At 31.6% G+C, this 11,688-nt stretch carries 13 protein-coding genes and 1 tRNA gene; 6 read left to right on the top strand and 8 right to left on the bottom strand.

Features of this window, described 5'->3' with window-relative positions:
* Window positions 1-2 precede the first annotated feature (2 nt).
* Window positions 3-764, bottom strand: a complete 762-nt coding sequence (locus HB672_RS09255; RefSeq protein WP_167611379.1) for an ATP-binding cassette domain-containing protein — start codon at window positions 762-764, stop codon at window positions 3-5.
* A complete protein-coding gene (locus HB672_RS09260; protein ID WP_167611382.1) occupies window positions 761-1,543 on the bottom strand; it encodes an ABC transporter permease in 783 nt (260 codons plus the stop codon). Before HB672_RS09260 ends, HB672_RS09255 begins: the two co-directional genes overlap by 4 nt.
* Before the next feature lie 121 nt (window positions 1,544-1,664).
* Here HB672_RS09260 and HB672_RS09265 point away from each other — a divergent pair, with 121 nt between their 5' ends.
* Complete coding sequence (locus tag HB672_RS09265) at window positions 1,665-2,270, top strand: hypothetical protein (protein ID WP_167611385.1); 606 nt, start codon at window positions 1,665-1,667, stop codon at window positions 2,268-2,270.
* A 65-nt stretch (window positions 2,271-2,335) separates the two neighbouring features.
* Here the strand turns inward: HB672_RS09265 and HB672_RS09270 are convergent, their stop codons facing one another.
* Together HB672_RS09270 and HB672_RS09275 are read right to left on the bottom strand one after the other, a co-directional pair.
* Window positions 2,336-4,039: an AarF/UbiB family protein gene (locus HB672_RS09270; RefSeq protein WP_167611388.1), complete on the bottom strand. Its 1,704-nt coding sequence runs from the start codon at window positions 4,037-4,039 to the stop codon at window positions 2,336-2,338.
* Between the two features lie 4 nt (window positions 4,040-4,043).
* Window positions 4,044-4,412: a hypothetical protein gene (locus HB672_RS09275; RefSeq protein ID WP_167611391.1), complete on the bottom strand. Its 369-nt coding sequence runs from the start codon at window positions 4,410-4,412 to the stop codon at window positions 4,044-4,046.
* A 129-nt stretch (window positions 4,413-4,541) separates the two neighbouring features.
* Here HB672_RS09275 and HB672_RS09280 point away from each other — a divergent pair, with 129 nt between their 5' ends.
* The 3 genes from HB672_RS09280 (at window position 4,542) to HB672_RS09290 (ending at window position 6,732) form a co-directional block, all read left to right on the top strand.
* The gene (locus tag HB672_RS09280; RefSeq protein WP_167611394.1) at window positions 4,542-4,949 is read left to right on the top strand and encodes a CBS domain-containing protein; all 408 of its coding nucleotides are present in this window, start codon (window positions 4,542-4,544) and stop codon (window positions 4,947-4,949) included.
* Window positions 4,950-5,053: 104 nt separating this feature from the next.
* Complete coding sequence (locus HB672_RS09285) at window positions 5,054-5,791, top strand: peroxiredoxin (protein WP_167611397.1); 738 nt, start codon at window positions 5,054-5,056, stop codon at window positions 5,789-5,791.
* Window positions 5,788-6,732 (top strand): L,D-transpeptidase, encoded by a 945-nt coding sequence (locus tag HB672_RS09290; protein ID WP_348272552.1) that lies wholly within the window; start codon window positions 5,788-5,790, stop codon window positions 6,730-6,732. Before HB672_RS09285 ends, HB672_RS09290 begins: the two co-directional genes overlap by 4 nt.
* On the opposite strand, the gene HB672_RS09295 is transcribed toward HB672_RS09290, so the two are convergent.
* Together HB672_RS09295 and HB672_RS09300 are read right to left on the bottom strand one after the other, a co-directional pair.
* Entirely contained in the window at window positions 6,733-7,740 is a 1,008-nt protein-coding gene (locus HB672_RS09295; RefSeq protein ID WP_167611399.1) for a 2-hydroxyacid dehydrogenase, read from the bottom strand.
* Window positions 7,741-7,861: 121 nt separating this feature from the next.
* Window positions 7,862-7,946, bottom strand: a tRNA-Ser gene (locus tag HB672_RS09300).
* Window positions 7,947-8,117: 171 nt separating this feature from the next.
* Here HB672_RS09300 and HB672_RS09305 point away from each other — a divergent pair.
* The gene (locus HB672_RS09305) at window positions 8,118-8,744 is read left to right on the top strand and encodes an NAD(P)H-dependent oxidoreductase (protein ID WP_167611402.1); all 627 of its coding nucleotides are present in this window, start codon (window positions 8,118-8,120) and stop codon (window positions 8,742-8,744) included.
* Window positions 8,745-8,776: 32 nt separating this feature from the next.
* Here HB672_RS09305 and HB672_RS09310 read toward each other — a convergent pair whose 3' ends face one another.
* Window positions 8,777-9,160 carry a hypothetical protein gene (locus tag HB672_RS09310; RefSeq protein ID WP_167611405.1) on the bottom strand — a complete coding sequence of 128 codons (384 nt, stop codon included), beginning with the start codon at window positions 9,158-9,160 and terminating at the stop codon, window positions 8,777-8,779.
* Window positions 9,161-9,318: 158 nt separating this feature from the next.
* On the opposite strand from HB672_RS09310, the gene HB672_RS09315 reads away from it, so the two are divergent.
* Entirely contained in the window at window positions 9,319-10,515 is a 1,197-nt protein-coding gene (locus HB672_RS09315; protein ID WP_167611408.1) for a DegT/DnrJ/EryC1/StrS family aminotransferase, read from the top strand.
* Here the strand turns inward: HB672_RS09315 and ribB are convergent.
* A complete protein-coding gene (ribB, locus tag HB672_RS09320; protein WP_167611411.1) occupies window positions 10,512-11,669 on the bottom strand; it encodes a 3,4-dihydroxy-2-butanone-4-phosphate synthase in 1,158 nt (385 codons plus the stop codon). The two genes, HB672_RS09315 and ribB, sit on opposite strands and share 4 nt — an antisense overlap.
* Between the last annotated feature and the right edge of the window lie 19 nt (window positions 11,670-11,688).

Consider the following 11,688-nt stretch of genomic DNA (forward strand, 5'->3'; position numbering starts at 1 on the left):
TGTTAGTGTTTAAAAAAGGCTTTAATTTTTGGATCTGTTGAGGTTGATAATTCTGAATAATTGCCAACGGCATAGTCAATGCCATCTATTAATAATATCATTCTGTCAGAAATAACTCTTGCACAATCAACATCATGTGTAATGATAAGTGATGAGGTGCCATATTTTTTTTGAATATCTTGCATTAAGATAATAATTTCTTTAGCAGTAATTGGGTCTAAACCGCTTGTAGGTTCGTCGTATAAAATAATTTTTGGTTGTAAAATAAGAGTACGAGCCAAAGCTACGCGACGTTTCATTCCTCCAGATAGTTCAGAAGGCATCAAATCTATAGCACTTGCTAATCCAACATTTTCTAGCGCTTCTAGAACCATTGCCTCGGTATCTATATGTTCACCAAATTTTTTGGTATGACGACGTAAAGGAAATTCTAAATTCTCTCTTACGGTCATAGAATCGTATAAGGCACTCCCTTGAAATAAAAATCCAATATCAGCTCTTAGTATATCCAACGCTTCTTGGTCAAGTTTAGTGATATCGTTGTGCATTACCGAAATTGTGCCACTATCGGCTTCCAATAGACCAACCAGACATTTAATCATCACTGATTTTCCAGAACCAGATTTTCCCATGATTACTAGGCTTTCCCCTTGAAACAGTTGTAAATTGAATCCATTAAGTACATGATTATCACCAAAACTTTTATGCAAATCTTTTAGTTCAAGAACAATATTCCTTTTTGGTATGTTATTATGCTTTGTCATAAATCATAAAAAATATCTGTTACAAAAACGGCGATAAAATCAATAATGAATAGTAGTAAAGATGTAAATACCACTGCTGAGTTTGCCGCTTTACCAACACCTTCGGTACCTTTTTCACAATTATAACCTTTGAAGCAACCTACAATACCTATAGCCAACCCAAAAAAGAAAGATTTAATGGTTGCAGGAACAACATCGCCAAACTCTAAAGCATCAAACACTTGATTAAAATAGAGCATGAAAGACACATTGCCTTTAACATTCTCAACTAAATAAGAACCAAATATTGCAATAACGTCTCCAATAATCACCAATAATGGGAGCATTAATGTTACTGCTAAAACTCGAGTAACAACCAAATACTTAAATGGATTTGTTCCAGAAACTTCCATCGCATCAATTTGCTCGGTAACACGCATAGAGCCTAATTCGGCGCCAATACCAGAACCAATTCTACCAGCACAAACCAATGCAGTTATTATAGGACCTATTTCTCTAACTATAGAAATACTAACCATGGATGGCATCCATGAAACTGCACCAAACTCCATTAAAGTTGGCCGTGTTTGTAATGTTAAAACTAATCCTATTATAAAACCTGTAATACCAACTAATAATAAGGAACGATTTCCCATATTATAACATTGGCGCAACAATTCTTTAAACTCAAAGGGTCTTTTGATAGATTCTCTAAAAAAGCGTGCTGTGAAGAATGATAGTTCTCCAATTTCAATTAAGAAAGAATTTATTTTTGCTTTTATATTAGAGAACTTTATCATTGCTGAAATTGTATCATACTTTATCAAATGTATAAGAAAAGCACAATGGAGAAAATGATATATATCATTGTCTGTTTTAGGTTTTATTTAGACATTTATTATCATAATAAATATAATAGTCATGAAAAATAAAAAGGACGTTCAATTTGTGGATAAAGTGATTGGAGCACTTAGAAAAACAGCCACCGAGATAGAAGAGTTTAGAGTTCAAACCGCATTGGGAAAAGCTGAAGCTCAAGATAAGTTTGAAGAGGTTAAAAAGAAATTTAACTTATTTCTACATGACAGCGAGTATAAAATAAAAGGTGTTAAAGAAAAAATAGACGAACTTAACACCAAATTTGATAAACTACGTGTACAATTAGCTCTGGGAAAAGCAGAGACAAAGGAGGCTTTTAAAAAGCAAAAAAAGGAATTGCTTCTAACCTTACACGACATTGAAGTAAAAATAAAAACCAATGAGACTTTAAATAGAATGTATGCTTTAACACTCATTGAAATTGAACAATTTAAAATTCATTTAGAAATTTTAGAGCAAAGGTTTAATAAAGAAAAGGATGAGGCAAAAGATACTTTTGAAAAAGGAAAAAAAGACTTTAATGACTTTATAAATAAGATTAAAGATAAGTATGGAAAAAAGAAAGTTGAAGAAACAAAACTAGAGCATTTTCAAAATGAAATTTCTGAAGCGTTTCATCATTTTAAAAAAGCATTTTCTAAGCCATAAACTCTAAATTAAAGTTTTAAAAAAGCACATTGTAAAGTGTGCTTTTTTTATGATTATAAGTTTATTTAATAATCATAATCTCCTTTTTTGATATTGCTTAGCATACCAAAACCTAAAATTACAGCTAAGGCAAAACTAGCCATACCTAGCACCGAAATACCATTCCAAAGTGTGCCAATTTCAAAAACGATAAACAAAGAGGCGCCAATTATTAGGGCAACCATGATAAAAGCTGCAATTAATTGTTTTGTTATTCTTTGTAAGGTACGTATCACTGGATCTACACCTTTATGCGTTAAATCAACCTTGATCTGTCCTGAATTAATTTTACGAATTGCATTTTTTAAATCTGATGGAAATTCTTCCATATAGTCTGTGATTTCTAGAATTGAATTCGCCACTTTTTTTCCCATTTTTATAGGGCTGAATTTTTTTGTCACACTAGACTTTAAAAAGGGTTTTACAATTTCAAATTGCTCTAATGTTGGGTCTAGTTTACTAATAACACCCTCAAGGGTAACTAAGGATCTTGCAAAAAGAAAGAAGTAAGTAGGCACTTTTAACCCGTGAGCTATGATGATGTCTTTTAGTTCTAGTAAAATCGTACTCATTTCATTTTCATGAACCTCTCTTACATAATACTTTTCTACAAACTCATTAATGTCAAGCTCCAAGTCTCTCATGTTTGAAATAGGAGCATTATTTGATAATTGTTGTAAGGTTTTAATGATGTTTTTTACGTCCTTATTTGAGATGTTAATAAATAATTTACCAAAAACTGCAATATCTCTTGGAAGCATACTTCCCATCATGCCAAAATCTAGATAACAAATATGGTTATTGGGTAATACTAACAAATTTCCTGGGTGTGGATCGGCATGGAAAAAACCATATTCAAAAATTTGTTTAAAAAAACTTGTGGTGAGTCTTCGAGCAATAACTTTAGTGTCAATATCTTTTGCAATTAACTCTGCTATTTGATTTATTTTAATTCCAGTAATAAATTCCATTGCTAAAACCTTTGTGGTAGTTAGGGTTGGATATACTTTTGGTGCTTCAGCAAATTGATCTAAAGATGTGTCTTTTTCAAGATTGTTATAAAATCGTTGTATGTTAATAGATTCGTTTATAAAATCAATTTCTTTTAATATTGAATCTTCAAAGTTTTTAATAAGCCCAACAGGGTCAAAGCTCTTTAATGAAGGCATTCTACTTTCTAAAATTTCGGCAATTCTATACATGGCCTTAATGTCTTCAGCAATGATTTCATGAATACCAGAACGTTGAATTTTTAGTGCAACACGTTTACCTGAGTGTAAGGTTACTCTGTGTACTTGTGCTATAGATGCTGAGGCAAAAGGTGTTGGTTCAAACCAAGCAAATAGGTTCTCTACGGTGTCATTTAATTCTGTCTCAACAATTTGTTTTGCCACATCTTCAGGCATAGGTGGCACATTATCATGAAGTTTTTCTAATTCTATAGCTAAATCTAAAGGAATTAAATCTGGTCTGTTGCTTAAAATTTGCCCAAACTTCACAAATGTTGGTCCTAATTCTTCACAAACCAATCTCATTTTTGCCCATTTGCTGTATTGAGAGGCATGCTTTCTTGAAGCTTTAGGAATCAATTTTTGTAAAAATGTATATTGTTTACTTTCTTCTAGATAATCCACAAAGTCTTCAAAGCCATATTTTATTAGGACTTTAAGTATTTGGTTGTATCTAGAGATAGATCTAAAGTTCTTTCCAATTCCTGATATAATTCCCATTGTTTTATGCTTCCAGTTTGTTTAGTCTTGCTTCTAATAGCGCAACTGTTGCGTCCAGTTTTTCCAGTTTTTCATTGAGCGCTTTAATTTCGTCCAAATGCGCTACATTTATTTTTTTGTAAAACTTAACTACTAATTCCTCAATTTTTTCATTGAGTTCTTCTTTGAGTTCATGGGTTTTTAAGATTATTTTATCAGCAAACTCCAATTCATTACCATTTTCGTCCAATTGAGATTCAGATACAATTCTATTGATGTTATCTTTACCTTTCTCTGAAAGCTCACTTATTTTCTCTAAAAATTGGGTGTCTCGTGCCAAATAATACAGGCTAGAACTTAATGTGAGTAACTCTAAAATAGTTTTGGTTTTCATAATTACACATTTAATTTAATAGTAATAAAAGTATTAATAAACACCTTTTTTTAATATGATATTAATCATATATAAAAATTTATTAATGCCTTAATTTTAAATATAATTTAGAACAAAACATTAATTAGGATGAAAACGAATTCAATAATAGAAGTAATGACCAAAAATGTGGTTTGTGTCGCGCCAGAACAACAACTTTTGGATGTAAAACATATTTATGAAAAAGAAAATTTTCACCACCACATTCCAGTTGAAGAAAATGGTAAATTGGTTGGTATGGTTAGTCTAATAGACTTTATGTATCATATTTCTGGAGCAGGAATTAGTGATGATAATGTTGTATATAAAGAACTTAAAGTTAAAGACATAATGACTCAAAACCCTTTTTATTTAACCACAGATGCAACTATTGAAGATGTTGCTAAAGTATTGGGAAAAGGAAATTATCATGCTGTTCCAGTATTGGAAAATAATAGCATAGTTGGTATAGTATCGACAGCTGATTTGATTAAGTATTTTCTAAATAAAACATTATAATATTTGCTTGTAACTTTTCTAGAAATAGTTTGTTATACTGATATTAATCATTTCAAGTTTTTATGTTGAAATTTATCTTTATTCAATAATTAAAACATAAAAAAATGGAAAATATACTAGAAAAAGAACAAGTAATTTCAATGCCAAGAATTGGTGATAATGCACCAGAATTTAAAGCAGTTACAACACAAGGGCAAATAAATTTTCCTAAAGATTTTGCAGGAGAATGGGTCATTCTATTTAGCCATCCTGCTGATTTTACACCTGTTTGCACGAGTGAATTTATGACTTTTGCACATCTTGAAGAAAAGTTTGCAAAAGCTAATTGCAAATTAGTAGGGTTGTCTATAGATGGTCTATATAGTCATATTGCTTGGTTAAGAACCATTAAAGAAAAAATTGAATTCAATGGTATGAAAAACATTGAAGTCAAGTTTCCTTTAATTGAAGATATAACCATGAACGTGGCCAAAAAATATGGTATGATTCAACCTGGAGAAAGCGAAACACAAGCTGTAAGAGCTGTATTTTTTATTGATCCAAAGGGTAAAATTAGAGCAATTATTTATTATCCATTAAGTTTGGGCAGAAATTTTGATGAAATTTATAGAGCATTGATTGCTATGCAAACTTCTGATGAGTTTTCGGTAGCAACTCCTGCAGATTGGAATCCTGGTGACGATGTTATTATTTCTCCAGCTGGTTCATGTGGTGTCGCCGAAGAGCGTATGACATCTAAAGATGAGTTAAAATGCGAGGATTGGTTTTTCTGTACAAAACCATTAAATAAAGATATGGTTTTGGACAAAATTCTTAAAAAACCCAAACTACTTACTAAGTGAAAAAATTTGTATTGCTTTTTTATGTTTTTGCAGCTTTACTATTAATAGTATTTGCTAGTGCATGTTTTGAAAACAGTGGCGCAAAAACGTTAACAAAAAAGACAAATAATATAAACCAAGTTTACCATAAAGATTCTTTGGTAAACTTGGTTTTACTCAAAAAAGAAATAACGGTTGAAAATTATTTTCAATTTTTAGATTCTTTGGTAAACAAATATGATTCATTAACATCCTATAAACTATCTGAGCACCTATTGGTAAGAGCAAATCCTTGGATTATTGATACACTTCAAAACACAGATTATTATAGAAGAATAGCCCAAGATTCATTCGTTTACAACCAAAAAAAGATGATTGTTTTTGCTAAAGGAGCTACCTTAGTTATTCCTGATTCTATCTTAGCTGAAAAAATTCAGAATTCATTCAACACCACATTAATAGATGTTAATATACCAGAGTTTAAACTGCGTATCTATGAAGCTAACAACATACTTTATGACTTTCCAGTAAGGGTTGGTAGAGATGAAAAGGCATATCTTGAAATGTCAGGAAGAATTCAAGATTTAAAAACTAAAACTGGAAAAGGGCGCATTGTTAATCATGTTCGCAATCCACGTTATGTTAATCCTGTAAATAATCATGAATATTTTGTAACGAAGAGAGATGATGAAAGGGTTACAAAACTCCCTCAAATTCCTTTTGTAGAAACCGAAATAAATGGTGTTAGAAATGGACAGTTAATCCATCCAACCACAAATGCTGTTACATTAGGTAAAGCTTATTCCAACGGTTGTATTGGTACTAGTGAAGCAGATGCTTGGGTTATTTATTACTTTGCACCTTTAGAAACCAAAATAGAAATTAGGTATGATTTAAATGTGGTTAATAAAGAAGGCGACAGTATTATTTTAAAAGATATTTATAGTAAAAAGGAGAAATGATTATACTGTTTTGGTTATGGTAGTCAACTCGTTTTTAGTTTCTTTACCTTCACTCCAACAGTCTAGATTATAAATGGTAGTTTCGGCTATATTTGTCAAAGCCTCTTCAGTTAAAAAGGCATGATGTCCAGTAATAAGCACATTTGGCATTGCATTTAATTTAATTAATAAATCATCATCAGGAATTTTTTGCGACAAGTCATTAAAGAAAACGCCTTTTTCATTTTCATAAACATCTACTCCTAGAGCTCCAATTTTTTCGCTTTTTAATCCATTAATTATATGTTCTGTATTGACTATAGAACCTCTTGCAGTATTAATAATAATGACACCATCTTTCATTTTAAAAATCAAATCTTCATCAATTAATTGGTGTGTTTCACTATTTAATGGAACATGTAACGAAATAATATCTGATTGACTACATAAATCTTCCAATGAAGTATAACGTAATTCATACTGCTTACATAGCTCGTTATTTTCTTTAATGTCGTAACCAAGCAGGTTACAACCAAAACCATGCATTATTTTGATCATAACCGAACCTATTTTTCCAGTACCAATAATACCAATCGTTTTATTTTTTAAATCGAACCCAACAAGATGATTTAGGCTAAAATTAAAAAGCTTTACACGACGGTTTGATTCAATAATTTTTCTATTAAGGGTTAGTAGTAAACTCACTGCATGTTCAGCAATAGCATTAGGAGAATAGGCAGGGACATTAGCTACTTTGATGTTAAGTCTAGAAGCTGCTCTTAAATTTACATTATCATAACCAACAGAGCGTAGAGTTATAAATTTCACGCCTAAATCCTTAAGTTTTTCAATAGTAATAAAACAAGCCTCATCTGCAGAAAATATGGATACTCCTTCATAGCCAACTGCTTTAGAGGCGGTTTTAGAAGATAATGCTTCTTCAATAAAAACAAGTTTATGTTTTTTGTTATTGGCCTTTTTTAAATAAGAAATTTCAAAGTTTCTGGTACTATACACAAGTACTTTCATGAGTAATGCTATTATAATGTGAATTGTATAAAACTATCTAGAAACACGAAGCTACCAAATGATATTTATCATAATGGGCAAAAAAATAAACCCTTTAGACATAAAATCTAAAGGGTTTTTGCGGAGAAGGAGGGATTCGAACCCCCGGAGGTGTGACCCTCGCTGGTTTTCAAGACCAGTGCATTCGACCACTCTGCCACTTCTCCTAATGCGGATGCAAATATAGAATCCTTTTTTAATTCAATCAAACCTTTTCTAATTTATTTTTCAATTAATAGTATGTTAGTTTTATTATTGTTTTATCAAATTAATCTATTACTAATCATATAAGATAATTTAAGATATATCTACTTTTGTAATCTAATTATAGATGTAATATGAATATTATTGAGAAGCTCCAATGGCGCTATGCTACTAAAAAGTTTAATGACAAGGTATTAATTGATTCTAAAAAAATAGACATAATTAAAGAAGCGTTTAATTTAACCGCTACGTCTTATGGAATGCAGCCAATTACTTTGCTAGTTATACAAGACAAAGCTTTGCAAAAAGAATTGATCAAGCATTCAAAAAATCAAGAGCAAGTTGGTCAAGCGTCTCACCTTTTGGTATTTTGCATTTCAAATATCACTGAAGGCACAATTACTGAATATTTTGATAGAGTAAAAATAATAAGAGGCACACCTGAAGAGATTTTAAATCCTTTTAAAGATTATTTAATAGATAGTTTTTCACAAAAAACTTCCGAGGAAATAAAAGATTATTGTATTAAACAAGCATATTTGGCTATGGGTAATTTGTTAACTGTCTGTGCTATTGAAAGTATTGATGCATGCCCAATGGAAGGTTTCGAACCATCAGCTTATGATGAAGTGTTATCTTTAAAAGAAAAAGGCTTAGAATCTGTATTGGTTATGCCTATTGGTTATAGGGCTAAGGACGATATGTTTGCAGATTTAAAAAAAGTAAGGAAGAAAACCAGTAATAGTGTCATTGAAATATAAAAAAAAGGCAATATAAATATTGCCTTTTTTAGTTATTGTGAAACGACTTTTTTACCATCGGTTTTAAAATCGGCTCCCATTCCAGACACATATCCTTTAAAAAGTAGGTCTTCAAAAGTACCTGTTAAATCAAAATCAATGTCTTGAGTTACAAAAGTTGCAGACAACTTACTTTCTACAATTTTTACATTGCTTAGATTTATTAATCCCATATCTGAATTTACAGTTCCAGAATATTCACCTGCTTCATTTTTTAAAATAGTCATTGTTGCAGATACATCACCTTGTGGTGTATCAGAAATAACTACACTCCACTCACCAACATAAGGATCCACTTTAGCAGCGCTTTTACTAGAGCCACAACTGGTAATTAAAAATAATGCGATAAAACTTAATAATAAATGTGTTTTTTTCATGATGTAATTGTTTAAGTCTGTAAAATACAAAACTTTAAAAATATAATTGAATTTTGTGAGACTAAATTCTGCTGAATTAAAATCTATTATTTTGTTTTTTAGGTGTTTATTTAAGTTGTAATTTTGAGTTATTAAAAATTAAATTTATATATCAAGGTATGCCTGGATTTGAATTATTTGGTGATAATGAAAGAAAAGAACTAAACGATGTTTTAGAGAATGGTGTACTAATGAGATATGGCTTCGATGGTATGCGTAATGGTCATTGGAAAGCTAAAGAACTTGAGAAAGAGCTTGAGAGTCAATTAAAAGTAAAGCATGCACAATTGGTGTCTAGTGGTACTGCTGCGGTTTCTATCGCATTAGCAGCAGCTGGCATTGGAGCAGGCGATGAAGTGATTATGCCAACATTTACTTTTGTGGCAAGTTTTGAAGCTATTATGATGCTAGGAGCGATTCCAATTTTAGTGGATATTGACGATACTTTAACGCTAGATATTGAAGCTGTCAGAAAAGCAATTACCACTAAAACTAAGGCTATTATGCCAATTCATATGTGTGGTAGTATGGCTAATTTAGATGCTTTGAAAGTTTTGTGCGATGCTCATGACTTACTATTAATTGAAGATTCATCACAAGCAACAGGTGCGACCTATAAAGGAAAGCCACTTGGTAGTATTGGGGATTTAGGTTGTTTATCATTAGACTTTGTTAAAATTATTACTGCTGGAGAAGGTGGTGCAGTATTAACTAATAATGAAAAATTCTACACCAATGCAGACCATTTTTCAGACCATGGTCACGATCATGTAGGTACTGATAGAGGAGCTGAGTCTCACCCATTTTTAGGCTATAATTTTAGAATATCTGAACTCCATGCGGCTGTAGGATTGGCGCAATTAAGACGCTTAGATGAGTTTGTTTCCATTCAAAAGAGAAACTATACTATTATTAGAGATGCTTTATCTCAAGTCCCTGAAGTGACGTTTAGAACTGTTCCAGAAGGAGGGGAGGAAAGCTATTCTTTTTTAAGTTTCTTTTTGCCAGATTTGGAAGTAGCAAGAAAAGTGTCGTCAGCATTTAAGGAGCATGGGATAGATGCTTGTTTTCATTACTATGATAACAATTGGCATTATATTAGAAAATGGGAGCATCTTAAAGATTTAAAAACATTATACCCTCTATCGGAAGAAGTTAGAGAAGGTTTAAAATATCTACAAACCAAAACTTTCGAGCAATCTAACCATTATATTGGGCGTAACATTTCTTGCTTGATTAAACTGTCATGGACAGTAGAAGAAGTTAAAGAAAGGGCATTAAAAATGGTTGAAATTATTAAAGAAATCTGTTCTTAATAATTTACATATTCTACAATTTCCAAGCCATAACCAATCATTCCAACGCGTTTGGTTTGAGCAGTATTGGATATTAATCGTAATTTATGAATATTTAAATCATGGAGTATTTGTGCTCCAATACCAAAATCTTTAGAATCCATTTCTATAGCTGGAGCTTTTGTTATTTCACCTTCAATTTGAGAAATTTTTAAAGCTGAAAGACGTTTTAACAAGTTCATAGATTGACTTTGCTGATTGATAAAAACAATAGCTCCTTTACCAGCATCATTTACAACCTTAAACATATCATCTAATTTTTTATCGACATTGTTTGTTAAGGTTCCTAGAATGTCGTTGTTAACTAGGGTAGAATTAATTCTTGTAAGAACATGTTCATCAGTATTCCATATACCTTTTGTTAAGGCTATATGTATTTGATTGTTAGTAGTTTGTTGATATGCTCTTAAACGAAAACTTCCAAATCGAGTTTCAATTTGAAAATCCTCTTTCTTTTCAATTAAAGAGTCATGTTCCATTCTGTAGGCAACTAAATCTTCAATAGAAACAATTTTAATATCAAACTTTTTTGCCACTTTCATAAGTTGAGGCAATCTAGCCATAGAGCCATCTTCATTCATTATTTCTACAATCACTCCAGCTGGCTTTAAGCCTGCTAAATTTGCTAAATCTATAGCAGCTTCAGTATGTCCTGTTCTACGTAATACACCACCTTGCTTAGCTACTAATGGGAAAATATGTCCTGGGCGTGCTAATTCAAAAGGTTTTGTATCTTGATTGATTAAAGCGTGAATTGTTTTTGCTCTATCACTAGCCGAAATACCTGTGGTTACACCATTGCCTCTTAAATCTACCGAAACTGTAAATGCAGTTTCCATTGGGTCTGTATTATTGTTAACCATCATACCCAAATCAAGCTCTTTACATCTATTTTCGGTCAATGGCGCACAAATTAACCCTCTTCCATGTGTTGCCATGAAATTAATAGTTTCAGGAGTAATTTTTTCGGCAGCTGCAACGAAATCTCCTTCATTTTCTCTATTCTCATCATCTACAACAATAATAACTTTACCTTGTCTAATGTCGTTTATAGCATCTTCAATGGTATTTAGTTGTATTTGCATAGTTTTGGTTATTGGATTAAGCGACGTCATAATAAGTATTTAGGCAAAG

Source organism: Gaetbulibacter sp. S0825, assembly GCF_011777505.1.
Lineage (GTDB): Bacteria > Bacteroidota > Bacteroidia > Flavobacteriales > Flavobacteriaceae > Pontimicrobium.

Bases quoted from the DNA above. Each gene is read 5' to 3' on its own strand.
- HB672_RS09285 (WP_167611397.1), top strand. From the start codon at position 5,054: ATGGAAAATATACTAGAAAAAGAACAAGTAATTTCAATGCCAAGAATT.
- HB672_RS09280 (WP_167611394.1), top strand. From the start codon at position 4,542: ATGAAAACGAATTCAATAATAGAAGTAATGACCAAAAATGTGGTTTGT.
- HB672_RS09255 (WP_167611379.1), bottom strand. From the start codon at position 764: ATGACAAAGCATAATAACATACCAAAAAGGAATATTGTTCTTGAACTA.
- HB672_RS09295 (WP_167611399.1), bottom strand. From the start codon at position 7,740: ATGAAAGTACTTGTGTATAGTACCAGAAACTTTGAAATTTCTTATTTA.
- HB672_RS09315 (WP_167611408.1), top strand. From the start codon at position 9,319: ATGCCTGGATTTGAATTATTTGGTGATAATGAAAGAAAAGAACTAAAC.
- HB672_RS09260 (WP_167611382.1), bottom strand. From the start codon at position 1,543: ATGATAAAGTTCTCTAATATAAAAGCAAAAATAAATTCTTTCTTAATT.
- HB672_RS09310 (WP_167611405.1), bottom strand. From the start codon at position 9,160: ATGAAAAAAACACATTTATTATTAAGTTTTATCGCATTATTTTTAATT.
- HB672_RS09270 (WP_167611388.1), bottom strand. From the start codon at position 4,039: ATGGGAATTATATCAGGAATTGGAAAGAACTTTAGATCTATCTCTAGA.
- ribB (WP_167611411.1), bottom strand. From the start codon at position 11,669: ATGACGTCGCTTAATCCAATAACCAAAACTATGCAAATACAACTAAAT.
- HB672_RS09265 (WP_167611385.1), top strand. From the start codon at position 1,665: ATGAAAAATAAAAAGGACGTTCAATTTGTGGATAAAGTGATTGGAGCA.
- HB672_RS09275 (WP_167611391.1), bottom strand. From the start codon at position 4,412: ATGAAAACCAAAACTATTTTAGAGTTACTCACATTAAGTTCTAGCCTG.
- HB672_RS09305 (WP_167611402.1), top strand. From the start codon at position 8,118: ATGAATATTATTGAGAAGCTCCAATGGCGCTATGCTACTAAAAAGTTT.